This window comes from Pseudarthrobacter sp. 10T415 (assembly GCF_056394175.1).
Genome location: NZ_JBFTHJ010000001.1, coordinates 317,613 through 339,770 on the forward strand (window position 1 = coordinate 317,613; position 22,158 = coordinate 339,770).

General features: G+C 66.2%; 21 protein-coding genes. 10 read left to right on the top strand and 11 right to left on the bottom strand.

Annotated features, from left to right (window positions below; all coding sequences use genetic code 11):
- Positions 1–2 precede the first annotated feature (2 nt).
- The 5 genes from AC1DBN_RS01510 to AC1DBN_RS01530 all read right to left on the bottom strand — a co-directional run bounded on the left by AC1DBN_RS01510 (position 3) and on the right by AC1DBN_RS01530 (position 4,024).
- The gene (locus tag AC1DBN_RS01510; protein WP_091720228.1) at positions 3–815 is read right to left on the bottom strand and encodes an alpha/beta fold hydrolase; all 813 of its coding nucleotides are present in this window, start codon (positions 813–815) and stop codon (positions 3–5) included.
- 120 nt (positions 816–935) lie between these two features.
- Positions 936–1,448, bottom strand: a complete 513-nt coding sequence (locus tag AC1DBN_RS01515) for a DUF805 domain-containing protein (RefSeq protein WP_314216454.1) — start codon at positions 1,446–1,448, stop codon at positions 936–938.
- Between the two features lie 165 nt (positions 1,449–1,613).
- Entirely contained in the window at positions 1,614–1,850 is a 237-nt protein-coding gene (locus AC1DBN_RS01520) for a hypothetical protein (protein WP_091720223.1), read from the bottom strand.
- A gap of 57 nt (positions 1,851–1,907) precedes the next feature.
- On the bottom strand, positions 1,908–2,882 hold the full coding sequence (locus tag AC1DBN_RS01525) for a glycosyltransferase family 9 protein (RefSeq protein WP_091720221.1): 975 nt from the start codon (positions 2,880–2,882) through the stop codon (positions 1,908–1,910).
- Positions 2,879–4,024 (bottom strand): glycosyltransferase family 9 protein, encoded by a 1,146-nt coding sequence (locus AC1DBN_RS01530; RefSeq protein ID WP_091720220.1) that lies wholly within the window; start codon positions 4,022–4,024, stop codon positions 2,879–2,881. Before AC1DBN_RS01530 ends, AC1DBN_RS01525 begins: the two co-directional genes overlap by 4 nt.
- 206 nt (positions 4,025–4,230) lie before the next feature.
- Between AC1DBN_RS01530 and AC1DBN_RS01535 the strand changes: the two genes are divergently transcribed.
- From AC1DBN_RS01535 to AC1DBN_RS01555, 5 genes are all read left to right on the top strand, one after another.
- Positions 4,231–4,533 carry a DUF4193 domain-containing protein gene (locus AC1DBN_RS01535; protein WP_015937093.1) on the top strand — a complete coding sequence of 101 codons (303 nt, stop codon included), beginning with the start codon at positions 4,231–4,233 and terminating at the stop codon, positions 4,531–4,533.
- Positions 4,534–4,684: 151 nt separating this feature from the next.
- Entirely contained in the window at positions 4,685–5,425 is a 741-nt protein-coding gene (locus AC1DBN_RS01540) for a M50 family metallopeptidase (RefSeq protein ID WP_477722467.1), read from the top strand.
- 9 nt (positions 5,426–5,434) lie between these two features.
- Positions 5,435–6,520 carry a glutathione S-transferase family protein gene (locus tag AC1DBN_RS01545; protein ID WP_091720215.1) on the top strand — a complete coding sequence of 362 codons (1,086 nt, stop codon included), beginning with the start codon at positions 5,435–5,437 and terminating at the stop codon, positions 6,518–6,520.
- A gap of 30 nt (positions 6,521–6,550) precedes the next feature.
- Positions 6,551–7,660, top strand: a complete 1,110-nt coding sequence (locus AC1DBN_RS01550; RefSeq protein ID WP_477722468.1) for a serine hydrolase domain-containing protein — start codon at positions 6,551–6,553, stop codon at positions 7,658–7,660.
- 73 nt (positions 7,661–7,733) lie between these two features.
- A complete protein-coding gene (locus tag AC1DBN_RS01555) occupies positions 7,734–8,852 on the top strand; it encodes an FUSC family protein (RefSeq protein WP_477722469.1) in 1,119 nt (372 codons plus the stop codon).
- Between the two features lie 9 nt (positions 8,853–8,861).
- On the opposite strand, the gene AC1DBN_RS01560 is transcribed toward AC1DBN_RS01555, so the two are convergent.
- From AC1DBN_RS01560 to AC1DBN_RS01570, 3 genes are read right to left on the bottom strand one after another with little or no spacing between them, the layout of a single operon-like run.
- Complete coding sequence (locus AC1DBN_RS01560) at positions 8,862–9,896, bottom strand: MaoC/PaaZ C-terminal domain-containing protein (protein ID WP_477722470.1); 1,035 nt, start codon at positions 9,894–9,896, stop codon at positions 8,862–8,864.
- Positions 9,869–11,209 (bottom strand): 3-oxoacyl-ACP reductase, encoded by a 1,341-nt coding sequence (locus AC1DBN_RS01565; protein ID WP_091720204.1) that lies wholly within the window; start codon positions 11,207–11,209, stop codon positions 9,869–9,871. Before AC1DBN_RS01565 ends, AC1DBN_RS01560 begins: the two co-directional genes overlap by 28 nt.
- Positions 11,210–11,218: 9 nt before the next feature.
- Entirely contained in the window at positions 11,219–12,580 is a 1,362-nt protein-coding gene (locus AC1DBN_RS01570) for an acetyl-CoA C-acetyltransferase (protein WP_091720202.1), read from the bottom strand.
- Positions 12,581–12,599: 19 nt separating this feature from the next.
- On the opposite strand from AC1DBN_RS01570, the gene AC1DBN_RS01575 reads away from it, so the two are divergent.
- Positions 12,600–13,361: a TetR/AcrR family transcriptional regulator gene (locus tag AC1DBN_RS01575; RefSeq protein WP_390896720.1), complete on the top strand. Its 762-nt coding sequence runs from the start codon at positions 12,600–12,602 to the stop codon at positions 13,359–13,361.
- Position 13,362: 1 nt separating this feature from the next.
- Positions 13,363–15,477 (top strand): acyl-CoA dehydrogenase family protein, encoded by a 2,115-nt coding sequence (locus AC1DBN_RS01580; protein ID WP_477722471.1) that lies wholly within the window; start codon positions 13,363–13,365, stop codon positions 15,475–15,477.
- A gap of 105 nt (positions 15,478–15,582) precedes the next feature.
- Here AC1DBN_RS01580 and glgA read toward each other — a convergent pair whose 3' ends face one another.
- Positions 15,583–16,788 carry a glycogen synthase gene (glgA, locus tag AC1DBN_RS01585; RefSeq protein WP_477722472.1) on the bottom strand — a complete coding sequence of 402 codons (1,206 nt, stop codon included), beginning with the start codon at positions 16,786–16,788 and terminating at the stop codon, positions 15,583–15,585.
- 102 nt (positions 16,789–16,890) lie between these two features.
- Here glgA and glgC point away from each other — a divergent pair, with 102 nt between their 5' ends.
- From glgC to AC1DBN_RS01600, 3 genes are all read left to right on the top strand, one after another.
- On the top strand, positions 16,891–18,297 hold the full coding sequence (gene glgC / locus AC1DBN_RS01590) for a glucose-1-phosphate adenylyltransferase (protein ID WP_091720194.1): 1,407 nt from the start codon (positions 16,891–16,893) through the stop codon (positions 18,295–18,297).
- Positions 18,298–18,395: 98 nt separating this feature from the next.
- The gene (locus tag AC1DBN_RS01595) at positions 18,396–19,847 is read left to right on the top strand and encodes an SDR family NAD(P)-dependent oxidoreductase (protein ID WP_091720191.1); all 1,452 of its coding nucleotides are present in this window, start codon (positions 18,396–18,398) and stop codon (positions 19,845–19,847) included.
- A gap of 18 nt (positions 19,848–19,865) precedes the next feature.
- On the top strand, positions 19,866–20,333 hold the full coding sequence (locus AC1DBN_RS01600) for a pyridoxamine 5'-phosphate oxidase family protein (RefSeq protein WP_091720189.1): 468 nt from the start codon (positions 19,866–19,868) through the stop codon (positions 20,331–20,333).
- 36 nt (positions 20,334–20,369) lie between these two features.
- On the opposite strand, the gene AC1DBN_RS01605 is transcribed toward AC1DBN_RS01600, so the two are convergent.
- Together AC1DBN_RS01605 and AC1DBN_RS01610 are read right to left on the bottom strand one after the other, a co-directional pair.
- The gene (locus AC1DBN_RS01605) at positions 20,370–21,221 is read right to left on the bottom strand and encodes a transglutaminase family protein (RefSeq protein ID WP_091720186.1); all 852 of its coding nucleotides are present in this window, start codon (positions 21,219–21,221) and stop codon (positions 20,370–20,372) included.
- On the bottom strand, positions 21,218–22,144 hold the full coding sequence (locus AC1DBN_RS01610) for an alpha-E domain-containing protein (RefSeq protein WP_015937078.1): 927 nt from the start codon (positions 22,142–22,144) through the stop codon (positions 21,218–21,220). The genes AC1DBN_RS01605 and AC1DBN_RS01610 overlap by 4 nt, the downstream gene beginning before the upstream one ends.
- Positions 22,145–22,158 lie beyond the last annotated feature (14 nt).

The window sequence follows — 22,158 nt, forward strand, 5'->3', positions numbered from 1 at the left end:
GCCTAGGCGCCGGGCGGGACCGGCTTCTGGCTGACTGAACGGCCCAGCCACTCGGTAACCAATGCTTCGAGGAGGTCCGGCTGCTCATGCGGGAGCGCGTGTCCTGCCTGGTCAAGCACGGCGAAAGTGGCCCGGGGGTAGAGCTGAAGGAGGTCCCATGCGCCGGTGTAGCCCACCGTGGCGTCCTGCCGGCCGGCAAGGATGAGCGCAGGACCCGAATACGGCTGGCTGTCAGCAGCGGTGCCGCGAAACTCCCACTGCCGCGAAATCCGGTCCAGCGCCGCCTCGTCCGCCAATCCCAGGGAGGGAGCCACCGCCTCCTGATAGCGGTCCAGCGTTGCCTGCGTCTGGACCACGAAGTACTCCCCAAACGATGCGGCCTCTTCGGTGTCCAACAGCTTTTCCGGTTCTACGGCGGCAACCAGGACCTTATGCTCCGGAACGTCCCTGGCGTTCCCTTCCAGCGGACAGACCAGGCCGAGCCCGGCCACCTGCCGCACCCTTTTGCCCGCTATGGCACGGGCAAAGTGGGCGCCGGCAGAGTGGCCGATGAGCCGGAACGGCGCCGGGCCGATGAGGGCGTCGACGAAACCGAGCAAAATTTCGAGCACGTCATCGGCACCCGCAAGTGTTGCGGGCGCCGGCGTGCGGCCCATGCCCGGCAGATCCGGGTAAATCCTCCGGTAGCCAGGCAGCCTGCCGAATACCGGCTCAAAGACGGCGGCCATCTCCCGATGGTCCACGCCGGCGCCGTGCAGGACCAGGACCGGCACGCCGTCGCCGAATGCCTCGTAATGCAACGGAATACCGCTCACCTCACACTCCACAGCGCCAGCCTAGGCCGCCGCGTGACGCTTGCGGAACCCCACGGTTTCCTGCATACAAAAGGGAGCCTGATCGAAACGATCAGGCTCCCTTTCGTCAAGGCCGTGTGGCTAGTGGCCCGTGGGCTGGTCGAACCGCTGTCCGGCCGGGTTGGACGGCAGGATGGCAATGACGACGAGCGCCAGGGCCCCCAGGAACGGGACCAGGATGATCAGCACCAGCCAGCCGCTGATGTTGACATCGTGCAGGCGGCGGACCAGGAGAGCCAGTGACGGCACCAGCACTGCCAGGCCCCACACGAAGGCGATGATGGAGCCCACCAGGAAACCCGGCCCGGGAACAGTGGAACCGTTCGCGGCGACGGTGGCACCCGCCGCGCCGCCGACCTGCATGATGATGTTCAGGACGACGCTGACGGCAAAGCCGATCAGGGCCCACCACCAGTACTCGCTCCGGCTGGCCCGGCCCGAGAAGGTGGCGTACTTCTTGAAGAACCGCTTGGCGGCAATGGGCAGCGTGGCGCCGTAGTACGGAGCCCACAGCGGCGGCTCTCCGCCGGGCTGGTAGGACGTCGCCTGCTGCTGCTGCTGCTGCTGTTGGTTAGGGTATTGCGGATAGCTCATTTATTCCCCCCGGAATGGTAGACAGAGTGATGCCAGACCATCGTAGGGGTAAAAGGAGCCAAAAGTCCGTTCGATGGATAAACTTCATCCGGATTTCTACGAAGTGTTTCCCACATGACTCCACGTGGACTGCGATCACGTTGGTGACACAGCGCACAGGGTGCGTCAGTGCGGACGCAGCTTCCGGGTCCGGGGATGTCTCCTGCGGCCCTCCGGGCGGGAGCCCGCTGCGACGGGACGGTACTCGACTTTCCGTCTGTGCTCTCCAGCCCGGGTGTCACGCCGCTCCTGGCGGCGGGCTTTGCGTTCCGGCCGGTCGATGGCGGAGAGGATTACCAGCGTCCCGGCCATCCAGGCGAACGCTGTCAGCAATACCAAGGCAATGCCAATCTCGGTGCCCATGACTCCATTTTAGGATTGACGACGCCGCCCGGCGCTTCCCATATCCACAAATTTTGCTCAAGCCGGCAGCAGGCCGAGGCCGCCTACCGCCGCCATGACATCGTCAACCTCCACGGCCAGCAGGGCCGGGTCCGGGACGTCGGAAAAGGTATCCCCGCGGCGGAGCTTTGCCTTGGTGAGCACAACGTGCGGGCCAGGTGGGGGACCCCAGATTTCCGGCGGCGCCGGGCCGAAGAGCACCACCGAGGGCGTGCCATAGGCCGACGCCAGGTGCGCGGCACCGGTGTCGGCGGAAATGACGAGCCTGGCGCCGGCAATGACGGCGGCGAACCCGGCCAAACCCAGGCTGCCGGCGAGAACGGATTCCGACGGGAGACCAGCCAGCCCGCAGACAGCATGTGCGCGGTCCCGTTCTCCCTCTCCGCCGGTGAAGACCACGTGGTGGCCGGCCTGTGCGAGTTCCGCGGCAACGGCGGCGAATCTTTCGGCTGGCCAGAGGCGGCTGCCGTAGGCGGCACCAACATGCACCACGGTTGCTCCCGGCGCCGGGTTGGGAACCTGCGGATGTTCAAGCCGAAGATCTGTGGGATCAGTTTCGATCCCGTGCCAGGACAGCAGATGTGCCCAGCGCTCGCGCTCATGCAGTTCTGCCCGCCATGGCGGGCCGTCAAGGTTGCCACTGCGGTAGGCGATGGTCCGCCGGGCCCTTAGCGCCTCGATCCTGCCGGCGCTTTCCGGACCGTTTCCGTGGAGGTTCACTGCCACGTCCACCACTCCGGGTCGAAGGGCCAGCGGCTCGTCGAGCCCGTGCGTGGGCAGCAGCTCATAACCGCCAACCAGGCCCAGTGCCTCGGACAGCCACCCTTGGGCTGCGTAGCGGAGCCTGTGCTCCGGGAAGGCCCGGCGGATGGCCTTCAACGCCGGAACGGCTACTAGCAGGTCGCCGAGTTTCAGCGCCCGGAGCACCAGCAATTCCGGCCTGTCGGCTTTACCACTGCCCGCAGCGTCCGCGGGCACCGCTCCCCCGTTCATGCGAGTGACTTTCGTACGGCAGTGGCCACCAGGTTCCGCACATCCTCGTAGACCCCCCTGACCTCCACCCCGGCGACGATTGAATCGTCATGCGCACACCGCGGTGCCGTCCAGCCCACCTGCGTTATATCGATCCCGCACGTGGGACACGCCGTAAACCAGGAAAGGTGCACACGGTGCATTGACCTCCCCAGGGCACCGGCGTTGATGACGTTACCCACCCAGAAAACGCCCACCGTTGGCACACCAAACGCCTGGGCGAGATGGCGCGGGCCGCTGTCGTTGCCCACCACCACCGAGGCGCCGGCCAGCAGGCCCACCAGTTCGGCCATGGAGAGCTTGCCCGCCAGGGACTCCACGGATGTTGAGGCGGCTGTCGCAGCGATCTGTTCTCCCAGCTCCCGTTCGCTGTCGTCGCCGATGACCAGGACGCGGCAGCCGTCCGCGGCGCATGCGCCGGCAAGCTGGGCAAAGCGCTCAACGGGCCAACGACGCCGGGGGTCGGTTGCGCCCGGATGGATCACCACGAGGGGCTGCGCGCCGTCGTCGTTGGTTGCGTGGCGTGTGCCCCGCACCCCTGCCGCGGGGACAAGCCTCGCTTCAAGGTCCACGGGTACGGCGCCGGCGAACCCTGCCACCTCCAGGGCACGCAGGGGCTCATGCTGATAGTAGATATAGGGAACGGTCCGCTCCAGGCCTGCGGCATCCGCCGTCTGGGTACCCACAGTGTGGCGTGCTCCCAGGCGTAGCAGGAAGGGGTTCGAGTACCGTCCACCGCCATGAAGCTGTACAGCGAGATCAAACCGTCGTGCCCGCTGCCGGTCAAAAAAGCCTTCCAGCTCTGAGTGATCTTCAACACCGGGCCGGACGCCTTCGGCAAACGGCAGCAGACAAAAATCGTCCACCGGGCTTTCGACAGCAGCCAAAAGCGCCTCATGAACCGGCGTGCCGAGGAGCGTCAGGGCTGCCTCCGGATAGGCCGCTTTTAGTGCCGCCATCGCGGGAACAGCGAAGATCAGGTCACCCAGCCCGCCGCCGCGAAGGACGGCAATCCGCGAGATGCCGTCGAATTTCTCCAATACGGGCCCAACGCCCGTTGCTACCTGGGCGGCACCGCCAAAACCTGCCGTGAGTAGTTCCACGTGCGTCCTTTCGGATCCTTTGGGCGCACAACTGCTGGTGCGCCCACCGCTTCCGGCGCGGAAACCATCCAGTGGTGGTGGGCCGGCCGCGTCATGGAACCTGTACCCAGGCGGCGGCAAATATACTCCCTCTCTTGGGGAATACCCCCTTGATGCTGTACGTTTCATACGCGACAGGCCAACCAAAGAAAAGAGAAGCACCTAAATTGGCAACCGATTATGATGAACTGCGCTCCGACGTCAAGGAGTCGCAGGACAACTCGCTCGAGCAGCTCCAGTCAGCGAATGCTCCCGATGCGCGAAGTGTCGTCCTTGAGCTGGATGAGGCTGACGGGCTCGACAGCGCGGGCGTACCGGGCGGCGAATTCGTTGCCGAAGAGCTCGTGGTGCAGGTCATTCCGCAGGCTGACGACGAATTCACCTGCTACTCCTGCTTCCTGGTCCGTCACCGGTCCCAGATAGCCCGCCAGAAGGATGGTCACAGCTACTGCACCGAGTGCGAAGGCTAGGCACCAGGAACCCTTCGGATCCTTCCGGATCCGGCCGCAACGGAAGGCACGCCACCCGGCGTGCCTTCCGGCTTTAAAGGGGACGTCCAGCGTGGCCCGGTAGCGTTGGAGCCATGGACGGCACCTTAATCATTAGACGTGGCACGCCCGGATGAACGGGACCGCCGACCTGTGGCAGGTCCTGCTGGCATCCTTCACCCGCACGGCGCCGCCCCTCGTCACCCTGACCGAACTTGTGCTGGCGTTACTGGCCGCGACTGCGCTGTCCGTACCCCGGCGCTCCTGGAAGTACTTTGGCCTCCTGACCACGGCTACGCATGAGCTCGGACACGCTTTTGCCGCCGTAACGAGCGGACAGCGGCTCTCCGGCATCCATTTGCGCCTCGATCATTCCGGCACCACCACCACATACAGCCGCAGCAGGCTGGCCACTGTGTGGTCATGCTTCTGGGGGTACCCTGTGCCCGCGGCGGCCGGCGCGGTGTTTGTGGTGTGCGGATTCAGCGGCTGGGGGCCGGCTGCCATCGCCGCCGGAGGCCTCGCCCTTGCAGCCACGCTGGTGTTTCTGCGCAACCTTGCCGGATTCCTCATCACGCTGGCAGCGATTGGCGCCACCCTGGCCATGATCCTCGTTGTGCCCAGGGAATTCACTGGGCACGTCGCCGTCATCCTTGGACTGGCCTTGCTGGTTGGGGCGGTGCGGGACCTCATCAAACTGGCCCACGTGCACCTGCGCAGGCGGAGCCAGCTTGCCACCTCCGACGCCTACCTGCTGTACAGGGCCACCCATGTTCCCTCCGGTGTATGGATTCTCCTTTTTTCGGCTATCGTGGCCGGCTCGTGGATCGTCGCGCTGCAGCCTGTCACCGCCGTCCTGTCTGCTGGCGCATAGGCTGGGCAGATGAGCCACGACACGGAGAGCACCCTGACCGCCGGCGGAACCGGGGAGCACAGCACCCGGGGCGCCTACGTCACCGGCGGCCAGGAGTTTACGCGGGACACCAATTACATCGAGGACCGGGTGACCCGGGATGGCAGGCCCGGGGACCACGGCGAGCCAGGCTGGCGCGCCGAAGCAGGACGCTACCGGCTGGTTGCAGCACGGGCCTGCCCCTGGGCCAACCGGACAGTCATCGTACGCAGGCTGTTGGGCCTCGAGGAAGCTATCTCCCTTGGGCAGCCTGGACCAACGCATGATTCCCGGTCCTGGACGTTCGACCTTGATCCCGGCGGAAAGGATCCGGTCCTGGGCATTGAGCGATTGCAGGAGGCCTACTTCAAGCGTTTTCCCGGCTACCCGCGGGGTATTACCGTTCCTGCCCTGGTGGATGTGCCCACCGGCGCTGTGGTGACCAACAACTTTCCCCAAATCACGCTGGATTTCTCTACGGAGTGGACTGAATTCCACCGGCCGGGCGCCCCGGACCTCTATCCGGAACCGCTCCGCGATGAGATCGATACCGTGAACAAGCGGGTGTTCACCGAAGTGAACAACGGCGTGTACCGGTGTGGGTTCGCAGGATCCCAGGAGGCGTACCAGGCCGCCTACGACCGGCTCTGGACAGCCATGGACTGGCTGGAGGACCGCCTCACCGCTCAGCGTTACCTGGTTGGCGACACCATCACCGAAGCGGATGTCCGCCTGTTCACGACGCTGGCACGCTTTGACGCGGTTTACCACGGCCACTTCAAGTGCAACCGGCAAAAGCTCAGCGAAATGCCGGCCCTGTGGGCTTACGCCCGGGACCTCTTCCAGACTCCCGGTTTCGGGGACACCACAGACTTCGTGCAGATCAAACAGCACTATTACATCGTTCACGAGGACATCAATCCCACCGGCATCGTCCCGGCCGGGCCGGACCTGTCCGGGTGGCTCGAAGCGCACGGCCGGGAAGCGCTCGGCGGACGGCCCTTCGGCGACGGAACGCCACCAGGGCCAGTAAGGAAGGGCGAGGAAGTAGAGCCTGGGCACGGAGCGGCCCGCTAGGCGGAAAGCGGTTTCCCCTACAATGTGGGGATGCAGATTTCCCACGGCGCGGTAGCCGCCGGCTTCGAAGACGTCCTGGACCTATTTGAGTCCTTCCTGGCAGAAGACCCGAACTACAGCGCACAGCTCTCGGCGTACCACGGCGGTGTGCGGGTGGTGGGGTTGACCGGTGGCCCGGGCATGGCCGCGGACAGCGTTACCGGGGCTTACTCATGTTCAAAAGGCGTCGCCGCCATGGTGATCGCTCTCCTGGTGCAAGAGAACGTCCTTGACCTCGACCGGCCCGTGGCCTTTTATTGGCCGGAGTTTGGGGTGCACGGCAAGGACCGGTTGTTGGTACGTGAGGCCCTGTCGCACCAGGCGGGGCTGCCGGGCATCGAAGGTGGCTTTGGGTTGGCCGAGTTCACAACAGCCGGGGCTGCGGCCAGGCTGGCTTCAGCCCGGCCTGTGTGGCAACCGGGACGGCAGTTCGGCTACCACGCACTCACCATAGGCATCCTGATGGAGGAGCTTTGCCGGCGGACGTCGGGAGAGTCATTGCAGGACCTTTACGACCGTCGGATCCGGATCCCGTATGGTGTGGACTTCTTCCTGGGGCTGCCCGACGAAGAGGAACACCGCTACAGGGACGTCCTGTACACCGCTGAACCTGACCAGCCATGGCTCGATCCACTGAGCCTGGACGGGCTGAACTCGAATTCACCGGTCAGCACCATCATGGAACTCCCGAACATCCGGAGTGTCCGCGCAGCCGGAATGTCAGCCGCCGGAGGCGTGGGCTCAGCGGACGGCCTTGCCCGCCTGTACGCTGCGGCCACCACTGGCGCGGACAACTCAGAACCATTCCTCGGCGAGGACACAGTCCGCCGGATGTCCACCGAACAGGTCTGGGGACTGGACCGTTCGTCAGGCCTGGACAACGCCTTCGCCGTGGTCTTCATGAAACCTCACCCCTCCCGCAACTTTGGCAGCCACCGGGCCTTCGGCCATGAAGGCGCCAACGCCGCGCTTGGCTTCGCGGACCCGGCCTACTCCCTCGGTTTCGGTTACATTCCGCAGCGGGCCGAGGACGGCCGGACGCCCGGCAGGGCCCATCGGCTGGCGGCCGCAGTACGGCGCTCGGCGGCCGCACTGGCGTAGAACGCACAAGCCATCCGGCGCCCTGACCTGCGCCTTTTGGGGTTGCGGGTAAAACCACCCTAAGGTTGGGCGGATGAGCACGCCGCAAGCCAGAACGCAAGTCATATGGGGCCGGGGAACCGAGATCCTGAAGCGGGCGGTCTCCGGACTCACGGCCGCCTTCGCCGCCCAGCGGCTCCAGCTGGCCGCCAAAGCGGCCATCGCAGCCGGGCTTGCCTTCCTGATTGCACCCCTGATGCCCGGGGCAGCTGCGGACTACCCCTACTACGCTCCGCTGGGAGCCCTGGTGGCGATGTACCACAACATCGCCGGCTCGGTCCGCCAGGGGCTGCAGGCATTGGCCGGCCTCGCCGTCGGCATCGGCTTGGCATTCGTCCTCGTGGCCTTTACCGATCCCTCACCCCTTACCGTGGCGATCTTCATGGGCATCGGCGTCCTCCTGGGCGGCCTGCCCGGCATCGGATCCGGAAGTGATTGGATTCCGACGGCGGCCCTCCTCGTGTTGCTGGTGGGCAACAGCCACCCCGACGATTTTTCGTTCGGTTACCTGGTGCAGATGGGTGTGGGTGTGGCCGTGGGCATCGGCGTGAACTTCGTGATATTTCCACCGCTGCACTTCAACGCAGCCGCAGCCAGCCTCGACGAACTGCGGCGTGCACTCGGGACCCAGCTGACCGACATGGGGAAGGCGCTCCGGGAGGAGTGGCCGCCCGCCCATGCCGAATGGTCCCGCCGGTCCGATGAACTGGCAGCTGCCACACGCTCCGTACGCCACCTCGTCAGGGAAGCCGATGCCAGCCGCCGGGGCAATCCGAGGCGGAGGTTCCATCCCCGCGACGTGGACGAGGACTACAGGCACCTGCGGGAGCTGGAGCGGGTGACGTTCCACATCCAGGACATGACCGACGTGCTCACCGATGTCATTTGGGAAAGCGACGTCCCCTACGAGGTGCCGGTTCAGGACAGCAAACCCCTGTCCGAGGCGATGACGGCCGCCGGAGACCTGCTGACGTCCTACGGGGATGATGACAAGCAGGGGCACCAGGACCGCTTCGATGCCGCGAAGGCAGCGGTGGACGCGTGCATGGCTGCCACCTCCACCAGGGAAGCCGAGCAGGGAACGGTACCCGCTTCGGAATCCATCCTGCTTAGCCTGCACCGCATCCTTCGGGCCGTCCGAACGGCAGACTAGCGGGCGTTCCTAGACCCGTTCTTCCTGCACCAGCCCTGAAACGCCGGTTTCGGCGGGGCCGGGAGTGGCCTTGCCGGACCCTTCGCTACCCGTGCCGGCGGCCGTGCGTTCAAGCGCCGCAACTGAGCCGGTGAAGTGGCGCCGCCCGGACCGCGGGTTCCAGGCAACGAAATCCGAACGGTGCCAGCCGCCTGTGCCGTCCTGTTCAGTGCTGATGTCCAGGGCAACCCGCGCCGGCAGGAACACCGGTGCTTCGAACCCGACCTCCCAGATGAAGGAATCACCGCGGGCAGGGCCGACGTCGGCGAGCGCCCTGGAAGCCAGGTACATGCCGTGTGCTATCGACCGGCGCATGCCCAACGCCTTCGCAGACAGCACGCTGAGGTGAATGGGGTTGAAGTCGCCGGAAACGGCGGCGTAGGCCCGGCCCGCGTCGACACCCAACTGCCAGAGTGCCGTCGGATCGGGCGCACGGAAGTCGGGCTTGCCGTGATGGGCCGAAGGTTTATCGATCCCCGGCAGGAAGATCCCCTTCGCCAGGTAAGTGGAGACTCCCAGCCAGCAAACGGCATCACTACCGGATTTGCGGACTTCTGCCACAACGTCCACCTGCGTGCCGGACCGGTGCCCCCGCAGGTTCTCTACCCGCGCAGTGATGTCGAGGGCCTCGGTGAAGAGGAGCGGCACGCGCTGTTCCACCCGGTTGCCCAGGTGGATCATGCCCAGCAGAGGGAGCGGGAAGTCGTCCCGGTTCATCACGCTCATGGCCAGTGGAAACGCCAAGGCATGGACGAACCCCGCGGGCAGCACATCGCTGGCGGTCTCGCCCAACAGGTGCTGGTAGGCGGTCAGGTTTGCGACGTCCACCGCGACGCCGCGCACCTCGTGGCTTTCCTCGGGCAGGTGGGAGGAATCGGCTGTGCCGAGGAGCCGCCGCCGGGCAGCCTGCGCGGCGGCGTTGATGTAGAGCTTGGACAGTGACGGCATCTCTCCCAGGATGAGGGGCTGCGCCGCCACTACGCGCCTACCAGGTTCTGTCCGCATACCCGGAGTACTTCACCGCTGATGCCTCCGGCGGAGTCACTGGCAAGGAATGCGATGGTCTCAGCCACGTCCGCGGGCTGGCCGCCCTGCTTGAGCGAGTTCAGGCGCCTCGCTGTTTCCCGAAGGGCCAGGGGGATCCGTGCAGTCATCTCTGTTTCGATGAACCCCGGTGCCACTGCGTTGATGGTGCCGCCGGCTTCTGCCAGCAGTGGCGCTGTTGCCCTGACCATGCCCATGACTCCTCCCTTGGAGGCCGCATAGTTGGTCTGCCCCCTGTTCCCGGCAATCCCGCTGGTGGACGCAACAGTCACGATACGCGGTGACTGGCTGAAGTGCTCCGATGCGAGGAGCGTCTCGTTGATCCGAAGCTGGGCAGCGATGTTGATGTTGATGACCGAGTCCCAGCGGGCCGGATCCATATTGGCGAGGAGCTTGTCGCGCGTGATGCCGGCATTGTGGATGACGATATCGAGCCGGCCGTGGCGTTGAACGGCGTGGTCGATGATCCTTTGCCCGGCATCCGCACGGGTGATGTCCAACTGCAGGGCTGTTCCCTTGACTTCGTTGGCCACGGCCGCCAGGTGGTCCCCGGCCGCGGGGAGATCCACCACCACCAGGGTGGCGCCGTCCCGATGCAGGGTGCGGGCAATCTGCGCGCCGATCCCCCGGGCAGCGCCCGTGACGACTGCGATCTTTCCTGCCAGTGGTGTACCAGCGTCCTGCGGCAGCGTGCCTCCGGCGTCGGAAATCTTCAGGAACTGCCCGTCCACGAACGCTGAACGTCCGGAAAGGAAGAAACGCACGGCGCCCAGGGCGCTGGGGCTCATGATGTCCACGCCATCCGCCAGGAGGATGCCGTTTCCGGTTGCGCCGGCACGCAGTTCCTTCGCGAGGGACCGCAGGAGCCCGTCGATTCCCTGACGGGCCGCTGCAACTGCGGGCGAACCGGCTTCAGCGGCGGGCCGGGACACCGTGAGGACCCTGCCGCTTGGCGCGAGGTCCCGAAGGGAAGCTGCCGCGCCCAGGACGGTCCTGCCGAGGTCCTCCGGCCGTTCCACCTCGTCCAGCACCAGGATGATGGCCCCGAGCTTCTCGCCTGGAACTGCGTGCCGGCGGATGTCCAGGTCCCAGGACAACAGCTCAGCGCCCAATTTGTCGGCCGCCGCGGAATCGCCCTGGATGACGACCGGTCCCGATATCAGGGGCTGCCCCGGGTTGTACCGGCGCAGCAGCGCCGGCTGGGGCAGTCCAAGCCTCTTGGCGACGTTCTTACCGAGCCCCTGGTTGACCAGTTGCGTGTATTTGTCTGCCATGCCCGCCTCCTACACCGATTCCAGGATTGCGACGACGCCCTGGCCGCCGGCAGCGCACACCGACACCAGTCCGCGGGCCGGCCGCCCGTCCGTGCTGCCCTTGGCGTGCAGCAACTTGGCCAGCGACGCCACGATGCGTCCGCCCGTGGCCGCAAACGGGTGTCCTGCGGCCAGCGACGAGCCGTTGACGTTCAAACGTGAGCGGTCCACCTTGCCGAGGGCACCGTCCAGGCCCAACCGGGTGCGGCCGAACTCTTCGTCCTCCCACGCAGCAAGCGTGCTCAATACGGTGGCCGCGAAGGCTTCGTGGATCTCGAAGTAGTCGATGTCCGCCAACGTCAGGTTGTGGCGGGCCAGCAGCCTGGGAACCGCGAAGACCGGAGCCATCAGGAGCCCGTCCTTGCCGTGGACGAAGTCCACCGCCGCGGCCTCAGCGCCCACCACGGCAGCGAGCTTCGGCAGGTCGCGGGCGTCTGCCCATTCGTCCGAGGCCAGCAGGACCGTTGAAGCGCCGTCTGTCAGCGGCGTCGAGTTTCCGGCGGTCATGGTGGCGTCGGCGCCAAGGTTCCTGCCGAAGACGGGCTTCAGCGACGCGAGCTTTTCCGCCGAGGTATCGGCGCGCATGTTGCCGTCGCGGGACAGTCCCCGGTAGGGGGTGATGAGGTCGTCAAAGAAGCCAGCCTCGTAGGCGGCTGCAAGGTTGCGGTGGCTGTTGAGGGCAAGCTCATCCTGGGCTTCCCGGGAAACCTTCCATTGGGCTGTCGTGAGGGCCTGGTGCTCCCCCATGGACAGGCCGGTGCGCGGTTCTGCGGTACCCGGAGCCAGCGGAGCCAGGTCCTTGGGGCGCAGGCGGCTGAGGATCTGCAGCCGCTGCGGCAGCGTCTTTGCCCGGTTGAGGTCGAGGATGACCTCCCTGAGGCCTTCGCTGACCACCACTGGGGCGTCCGAGGCGGAGTCGACCCCGCCGGCGATGGCTGAGTCAATCTGGCCGAGCTTGATCTTGTTGGACAGGCCCACCACGGTTTCCAGGCCCGTGGCGCAGGCCTGCTGGAGGTCGTAGGCCGGCGTTTCGGCTGACAGCGCCGAGCCGAGGACAGCTTCGCGGGTCAGGTTGAAGTCACGGGAATGCTTGAGTACCGCGCCGGCTGCCACCTCTCCCAGGCGTTCGTCCTGGAGGCCGAAGCGGGCAATGAGTCCGTCCAGGGCCGCCGTCAGCATGTCCTGGTTGGAGGACTTTGCGTAGGCACCTCCGGCACGGGCGAAGGGAATCCTGTTGCCGCCCACAACGACTGCCCGGCGGAGCGCGGTGGCCCCCGCGGTTGGGCGGGCTGACTCTTCGGGGCCGGTGGCTGACTGTCCGTCAATGGACATGGGTATCTCCTCTGGTCGCATGCAGTTACCGATACCCAGCGTACCTGATACGCTGGGTATCGTGAACATCCCCGGAGCAGTAACTGAAGCACGCGCCGACGGGCACTCCCCTGCAGCCAGTCCGGACGGCAGGTCGTCCCGCTGGGAGTCCCACCGTGAAGAACGCCGGCGGCAGCTGATCAAGCAGGCCCGGCGGGCGGTACATGCACTTGGCAGCGACGCCTCCATGGAGGACATCGCCGCAGCTGCCGGAACGTCCAAGTCCGTGTTCTACCGCTACTTTGGCGACAAGGCCGGGTTGCAGCAGGCGGTGGGCGAGGTGGTCCTGGACCAGATGCAGCGGCGTATCCGCGAGGCCGCTCAGAGCGCTGTGACGCCGCGGGAAGGGCTGTTCGCGATGGTCTCCGCCTACCTGCAGATGGCGTCCACCAGCCCGAACGTCTACACCTTCGTGACACGCCACGCCGAGGCGTCCGGCGCGGCGGCCGTCTCCGGCGCCCTGGGGCACTTCTTCGACGCAGTGGCCGAGATGATCGCCACCCCCATGCGCTCCCACTTGGGTGACGGGAAGGAAGCGGTCATCGGGTTCTGGCCCAAGGCCGCCATCGGCCTCGTGCGAAACGCCGGCGAACAGTGGCTCAGCACCCCTGACTCCCCCGCCAAACCGGGCCAGGACGCCATGGCCCGCCAAATCACCGACTGGCTCTGCGTCGGCATCGCACCCGAACTGTCTACTCCGAGCACCACCAAGCAACCTGTCAGCACCAACGAAGGACATTGACATGACTGAAGTAGTGGACCGCCCCGCCGCCAAGGGCTCCGGGCCGGCCGGAACCGCCCGGGTCCCTGCCCACACGGACCGCCCCCTGCCCGCCGTCGACACCGAAGCGCTGGGCAGGCACCTCCTGGGCAAGTGGGCGGATGTCCGCCGCCAGGCGCGGGAGCTCGCCGCCCGTCCCGAACTGCACAAGGTCGAGGGCGAGACCCACACGGACCACCGCGCCAGGGTCTTCGGGCAGTTGCAGTACCTCGTTGACAACGGGGCGGTCCACCGCGCCTTCCCTTCCGAGCTTGGCGGCTCCGACGACCACGGCGGCAACATCGCCGGCTTCGAGGAGCTGGTGGTTGCGGACCCGTCGCTGCAGATCAAAGCCGGGGTGCAGTGGGGACTGTTCGGCTCAGCCGTCATGCACCTTGGCACAGCAGAACACCACGCCAAGTGGCTCCCCGGAATCATGAGCCTTGAAATCCCCGGTTGCTTCGCCATGACCGAAACCGGACACGGCTCCGACGTTGCAAGCATCGCCACCACTGCCACCTACGACCCCGGCACCGCGGAATTCGTTATCCACACGCCCTTCCGCGCTGCCTGGAAGGACTACATCGGGAACGCCGCAACGGACGGACTCGGCGCAGTGGTGTTCGCCCAGCTGGTGACGCAGGGCGTCAACCACGGGGTCCACGCCTTCTATGTGGACCTCCGCGACCCGGACACCAAGGAATTCCTGCCGGGCATCGGCGGTGAGGACGACGGAATCAAGGGCGGCCTCAACGGGATCGACAACGGACGGCTGCATTTCACCAATGTCAGGGTCCCGCGCACCAACCTGCTCAACCGCTACGGCGACGTCGCTGCCGACGGCACCTACAGCTCCCCCATCGCCAACCCCGGCCGGCGCTTCTTCACCATGCTGGGAACCCTGGTCCAGGGCAGGGTGTCCCTGGACGGTGCAGCGGTGGCGGCATCCAAGGTGGCGCTGAAAGCCGCCATCCAGTACGCCACCGAGCGCCGGCAGTTCAACGCTTCGTCCCACACGGACGAGGAAGTGCTGCTGGACTACCAGCGGCACCAGCGCCGCCTGTTCACCCGGCTCGCCACCACCTACGCCGCCGGGTTTGCGCACGAACAGCTGCTGCAGAAGTTCGACGACGTCTTCTCCGGCGCCGCGGACACCGACGCGGACCGCCAGGACCTCGAAACCCTTGCGGCGGCCCTCAAGCCCCTCAGCACCTGGCATGCCCTGGACACCCTGCAGGAATGCCGCGAAGCCTGCGGCGGCGCCGGGTTCCTGATTGAAAACCGGTTCGCCTCGCTCCGGGCCGATCTGGACGTCTACGCCACGTTCGAAGGCGACAACACCGTGCTGCTGCAGCTCGTTGCCAAGCGGCTGCTGGCCGACTACGCCAAGGAGTTCCGCAACGTGGACTTCGGTGTCCTGGCCCGCTATGTGGTGGGGCAGGCCACCGGCGCGGCGATCCACCGCACCGGCCTGCGCCAGGTGGCACAGTTCATCACCGACACCGGCTCCGTGCAGAAGGCCGCGATCGCCCTGCGGGACGAGGAAGGACAGCGGGCCCTCCTCACCGACCGGGTGCAGACCATGGTCGCTGAGGCCGCCACCGCGCTCAAGGGCAGCAACCGGCTCCCCCAGGACAAGGGCGCGGCCCTCTTCAACCGCCACCAGAACGAACTGATCGACGCTGCGCAGGCCCACGCCGAACTGCTGCAGTGGGAGGCCTTCACCGAGGCGCTCGCCGACGTCAGCGACCCCGGCACCAAGAAGGTCCTGACCTGGCTGCGTGACCTCTTCGGGCTGTCCCTGATCGAGAAGAACCTCTCCTGGTACCTCATGAACGGCAGGCTCTCCATGCAGCGGGCGCGTACCGTAGGCGGCTACATCAACAGGCTGCTCGAGAAGATCAGGCCGCACGCACTGGACCTGGTGGACGCGTTCGGGTACGGCGACGAACACGTCCGCGCCACCATCGCCACCGGCGCCGAAAAGGTACGCCAGGATGAGGCCCGCGCGTACTTCCGCAGCCAACGTGCCAGCGGACAGACCCCCGTGGACGAAAAGGTGCTGCTGGCCCGCAAAGCCGGCGGCCGCAAAGCCTAAAGCCCGCCAGCGGCCCACCACCGCCCCAGAGCAAAGTCCTGGCATGACGACGGCGCCGCTTCCCTTCCACGGGGAGCGGCGCCGTCGTCGTACTGCTGGGGGACGTCAGCTGACGGCGGGCAGCACCGAGCGGTACACCTCGAGGGTGGTCTCCGTGATGGACTCCCACGAGAAGTGCTTTTCGGCACGCTCGCGGCCCGCCTGGCCCATGGCCCTCGCGCGGGCCGGATCGGACACGACTTCCGTGAGGGCGGCCGCGAATTCACTGACGAACTTTTCGGGGTCCAGCGGCGTCCCGGTACCGTCGGTGACCTGCTCAAGGTCCACCAGCAGCCCGGTCCGGCCGTGCTCCACCACCTCGGGAATGCCACCCGTGGCGCTGGCCACCACTGCGGCACCGCAGGCCATGGCCTCGAGGTTAACGATGCCGAGCGGCTCGTAAATGGAGGGGCAGGCGAAGGCGGTGGCGTGGCTCAGAACCTGTATGAGCTCGTGGCGGGGCAACATCCGCTCGATCAGCACCACGCCGGTCCGCTGCTTCTGCAGGTCCTCGATGAGTGCGGCGGTCTCGGCGGCCAGTTCCGGGGTGTCGGCCGCGCCCAGGCACAGGACGAGCTGGACGTCATCAGGAAGCTTCGCGGCTGCCCGAAGGAGGTACGGAACCCCCTTCTGCCGCGTGTTTCTTCCCACAAAGACGACACTTGGCCTGGCGGGATCAATGCCCAGCGCACGGATGGCGTCGTCGTTTTCGTCACGCGTCCACATCTCGACATCGATGCCGTTGTGCACCACCCGGACCTTCTCCGGATCCACGTCGGGGTAGCTGCGCAGGATGTCCTGCCGCATGCCCTCGGACACGGCAATGATGGCGGCGGCAGCCTCATACGCTGTCTTCTCGACCCAGGAGGACAGGGCGTAGCCGCCACCCAGCTGCTCCGCCTTCCACGGCCGCAGGGGCTCCAGGCTGTGGGCACTCAAAACATGCGGAATTCCGTGCAGCAGCGAGGCCAGGTGGCCGGCCATGTTGGCGTACCAGGTATGCGAGTGGACCAGGTCGGCGCCCGCGATGTCCGGAACGATCCTCAGGTCCACGCCCAGCGTCTGCACGGCGGCGTTGGCGGAGCCCAAGTCTTCCGGCACAGCGTAGGAAGTCACCGCTGCCCCGTGATAGTCGGCGTCGCGTGGAGCACCGAAGGCACGAACCTGCAGGTCAACGTGCTTACTAAGCACCCTGCTCAGTTCGGCGACGTGCACCCCGGCGCCACCATAAATTTCCGGCGGGAACTCTTTAGTCACAATATCTATTCGCACAAGACCCAAGGTAGTCCTTCACGCATAACTGTTCTAGTGTGAAGGAGTCCGGGCGTACCGGACTGTCTTGGGGAGTTACGAAGGCGTACAGGAGCGACCACTATGCCGTTGAATAAAAAAGTCCTGGCCATTGTCCTCGCAGGTGGCGAGGGAAACAGACTGATGCCACTGACGGCTGACCGGGCGAAGCCCGCGGTGCCTTTCGCCGGCAGCTACCGCCTTATCGATTTTGCGATTTCCAACCTGGTGAATTCGCGCTACCTGCAAATTGTGGTCCTCACCCAATACAAATCCCATAGCCTCGACCGGCATATTTCCGAAGCCTGGCGCATGTCGACCCAGCTGGGGAACTACGTCGCGTCCGTCCCCGCACAGCAGCGCGTGGGCAAGAGCTGGTTCCTGGGCAGCGCCAACGCCATCTACCAGTCCCTGAACCTGATTCATGACGCCAACCCCGACATCGTCGTCGTGGTCGGTGCAGACCACGTCTACCGCATGGACTTCGCCCAGATGGTGGAGCAGCACGTCCACAGCGGCGCCAAGGCAACGGTTGCCGCCGTCCGCCAGCCACTGAGCATGGCCGACCAGTTCGGCGTCATCGAGGTGGACCAGAACGATCCGCAGAAGATCGCGGCATTCGTTGAAAAGCCCGCCACCACGCCCGGCCTCGCTGCGGATCCGTCCCAGTTCCTCGCCTCCATGGGCAACTACGTGTTCGACGCCGACGCCCTGGTTGCGGCCCTGCACGTGGACGCCGAACGGCTCGACACCAAGCACGACATGGGTGGCGACATCATCCCCTACTTCGTCAACCAGGGCGAGGCAGGGGTCTACGACTTCACACTCAACGAAATCCCCGGCTCCACCGAACGCGACCGCACCTACTGGCGCGACGTAGGCACCATCGACTCCTTCTACGACGCCCACATGGACCTCATCTCGCCGCTGCCGGTGTTCAACCTCTACAACTCCGAGTGGCCCATCTACACGCGGCAAAGCATCTCCCCGCCTGCCAAGTTCGTCCGAGGCCTCAACAACACGGTAGGCACCGCCCTGGATTCAATCGTGTCCAGCGGCGTGGTGATCTCCGGCGGCGTGGTGGAGGGCTCCGTCCTCTCCAACGACGTGTATGTGGCAACCAGCAGCAGGGTGATCGACTCCGTGCTGATGGACAAGGTGCAGGTCGGCGAGGGTGCCGTGATCAACCGGGCCATCATTGACAAGAACGTCAAGGTGCCGGCCGGCGCCGCCATCGGTTTGGACCCGGACCTCGACCGGGCACGTGGCTTCAAGGTCACGGAATCGGGCATCACGGTCCTGTCCAAGTACCAGGAAGTCCCCGAGCCCGGCGAGCACGAACGCCAGCTGGCAGCCGAGAACCTGCACCTGGTTCCCAATGCCGTGAAGGCCGCGGCGGACCAGTACCCGGAGGTGCGCGAATCGGTGGACAAGGTGGCCCGGACCCACGCCGCCGCAGCCGAAGCTTCCCCCGGAGCACGAGTCTCCTGACCCACCGCTGACATCTGGTCGAAGGACCGGCGGCGCCTGCACGGCGCCTCCGGTCCTTCAGTCATGATGCCCTGTTTCCACGCTGTAAAATTGACCCAATGAGCTCCCCCGACCTGACCCCTGAGGAAATCCAGGCCTGCCTCAAGGTCCTGAACACCATCCACGTCTATGACGAGGAGCACCCCGACTACATCTCGGTGCGCCGGGCCACCGGCAAGATGTTCAAAGCGGTCAAACGCCACCGCAGGGTCACCAAGCGCGACCTGATTGCCGACGCCGACCGTGCCGTCATTGCCCTGACGGCCACGGCCGCCCCGGACCGGATCGACGACGAGACGCGCGGAAACAAGCTCGCCCCCTCGGCCACCGGCGAAGTGGCCGGCCACCTGATCCGGTCCCGGCCGTGCTACATCTGCAAGCAGCACTACACCCAGGTGGATGCCTTCTACCATCAGCTGTGCCCGGAATGTGCGGCCTTCAGCCACAGCAAGCGAGATGCGCGCACCGATCTCACCGGCCGCAGCGCCCTGCTGACCGGCGGCCGCGCCAAGATCGGCATGTACATCGCCCTCCGGCTGCTGCGGGACGGCGCCCACACCACCATCACCACCCGGTTCCCCAAGGACGCGGCCCGCCGGTTCGCCGCCATGGAGGACAGCGCCGACTGGCTGCACCGGCTGCGGATTGTCGGCATCGACCTCCGCGACCCGTCCCAGGTCATGGCGCTGACCGACTCCCTCAACGAGGCCGGGCCGCTGGACATCATCATCAACAACGCCGCCCAGACCGTCCGCCGCTCCGGCAATGCCTACAAACCACTGGTGGATGCCGAGGACGAACCGCTGCCCGCAGCCCTGGAGCAGGCCAACGGCGGACCGGAGCTGCTGACGTTCGGCCACGCACATGACAAGCATCCGCTGGCCATCGCAGGCACCGTCACCGAGCACCCCGTCCTCGCCGGGGATGCCGTGACGTCATTGGCACTGTCCACCGGTTCCGCCTCACTGGAACGCATCGCGGCGGGAACGGCCATCGACGCCGGCGGACTGGTCCCGGACCTGGCCACCATCAACAGCTGGACGCAGGTGGTGGACGAGGTGGACCCGCTGGAGATGCTTGAAGTCCAGCTCTGCAACGTCACGGCGCCGTTCCTGCTGGTCAGCCGGCTCCGCGGGGCCATGCAGCGGTCCACGGCACACCGCAAATACATCGTGAACGTCTCCGCCATGGAAGGCCAGTTCTCCCGCGCCTACAAGGGCGCCGGGCACCCGCACACCAACATGGCCAAAGCCGCGCTGAACATGATGACCCGGACCAGCGCACAGGAGATGCTGGATTCCGACGGCATCCTGATGACCGCCGTGGACACCGGCTGGATCACCGACGAGCGGCCCCACTACACGAAGGTCCGCCTCATGGAGGAGGGCTTCCACGCGCCGCTTGACCTGGTGGACGGTGCAGCCCGGGTTTACGACCCCATTGTCATGGGTGAAAACGGCGAAGACCAGTACGGCGTCTTCCTCAAGGATTACAAGCCCAGCCCCTGGTGAAAGGCGTATGCTCACGGCATGAGCAACGAGTCATCACCTGACGTCCAGAACCTCGAGCACCACGAATGCTGGGCCCTGCTGCGCACTGTCTCCGTTGGCCGGCTGGCCGTCGTGGCTGACGGCCGCCCGGATATCTTCCCCATCAACTACACGGTGGACGGCGGCACGGTGGTGTTCCGCACCGGCCAGGGCACCAAGCTGTCGGCCGCGTCTGGAGACGCGGCCGTGGCCGTGGAGGCCGACGGCGTCGATCCGGAGAGCGGACTGGCCTGGAGCGTGGTGGTCAAGGGAACCGCCGAAGTGGTGAAGAGGGCCGAAGACGTCCTGGACACGTCGCGGCTCTATCTCTTCCCCTGGCAGGCGGGCCGGAAGGACGCGTTCGTCCGGATTACCCCAGACTCCGTTACCGGCCGCCGGTTCAAGGTCACCGAGCCGATGACCTGGTGGACCCAGATCAGCAGCTCGGCCAAGTCCGCCCACGAGTAGGCGCCGGCAGCGTGCGCGCGGTGCGCACGCCACCGGTCAGGCAAGCTGCGTTATCTCCACGCTGACGTTCAGGGCTGATCCGCCGCCGCCGGACAGGATGCCCTTGAGCGGAGTGACGTCCCGGTAGTCCCTACCGCGTGCCACGGTGACGTGGAAGTCCCCGGCAGGCTTGTGGTTGGTGGGGTCCCAGCTGCGCCAGTCCCCGTCCCACCACTCCAGCCAGGCGTGTGACTGGCCGGCAACTGTCTCTCCCACGCCGGCGCTGGACCGAGGGTGCAGGTAGCCCGAGACGTAGCGTGCGGGGATGCCGCAGCTGCGCAGGGCACCGATGGCCAGGTGCGCGAGGTCCTGGCAGACGCCCTGCCGCTGCGTCCATGCCTCTTCCGCGTTCGTGGTGACGGCGGTGGAACCGGACATGTAGGTCATCTCGCCGCGCATCCAGGCGAAGATGGCCATGGCCGCTTCGTGCGGGTTCTTGCCGGCAACAACGCCGGGGATGATGCCCAGGACTTCTTCACCCGGACCGCTGAGCCGTGACTGCGGCAGCCAGTCGCTGTGGGTGTTAAGGGTTTCCGGCGACGCCAGCACATCCCAGCCGGCGATGTCGGACTCGGACGGGATCTTCCCGGCACGGTGGACCTCGACGGTGATGTTGGAGATGACTTCCAGGTGGTCGTGCGGCATCTGCATGTCGAAGGCCGTCACCCTGGTCCCCCAGTAGTCGCGGTAGGTGCTCACGGCCGCCTGCGACGGGGACACCTTGACCACTGACTCGAGGACCACCTGCTGGGAGTCCGTCAGCGGCGTCATCCGCGCCTCGTTGTATGAGAGGGTGACGCGCTTGTTGTACTTGTACGCCGTCCGGTGGACGATGCTCAGCCGGGTCATGAAACTTCTCCCACCCAGGCCAGTTCGTCCGCCTGATTGAAGTACTTACGGGAAATGGCATCCGAGGCCTGGGACACAGCCTTCTGCACGCGTTCCATGTGTTCGGGCAGCTCGGACATGAGGTCGTCCGTCCGGTGGAACTCAAGGAACGTGCGGGCCTGGCCCACGATCCGGCGGGCATCGTTGATGAAACCCACACGCTGGGCTGAGGGGTCCAGCTTGGCGAGGCATTCGTCGGCGTCGCGCAGTGCGTACACGATGGAGCGCGGGAACAGCCGGTCCAGGAGCAGGAACTCGGCCGCGTGCTGGTCACCGAAAGCTGCCCGGCGGGTCCGGAGGAAGGATTCGTAGGCGCCGGCGCACCGGAGCATGTTCACCCAGGACATGCCTGCGGAGAGGACATCCCTGGTGGACAGCATGCGGGCGGTCATGTCGGCCCGCTCGAGTGACCGGCCCAAAACGAGGAACAGCCAGCTTTCGTCGTGGCTGACGGTGGTGTCCGCCAGGCCGCTGACCATGGCGGTGCGCTCCAGGGTCCAGTTGCAGAACCGGTAGGTGCCCACCACGTCCTTGCGGTGCTGGCTAAGCCCGTAGTAGGTGGTGTTGAGGCTCTCCCACAGTCCTGAGGAGACCGTTTCGCGGGCACGCCGTGCGTTCTCGCGGGCAGCGCCCAGGGACCCGGCGATAGACGTGGCACTGGTCTTGTCGTAGGCCAGGGCGTGCAGCAGTTCGGGCAGGCCGAAGTCATCGCTTTGGGGCCTTGCTCCCATCACAGCCAGCAGCTCCTGGGCCACGCTTTTGCGCTCCTCCATGGGGAGGTGGTTGAGCCGCTCCAGGTGCACGTCGAGGATGCGGGCGGTGCCGTCGGCCCGCTCCACATAGCGGCCGATCCAGAATAGGGATTCGGCAATACGGCTAAGCATTCGCGGCTACCTCC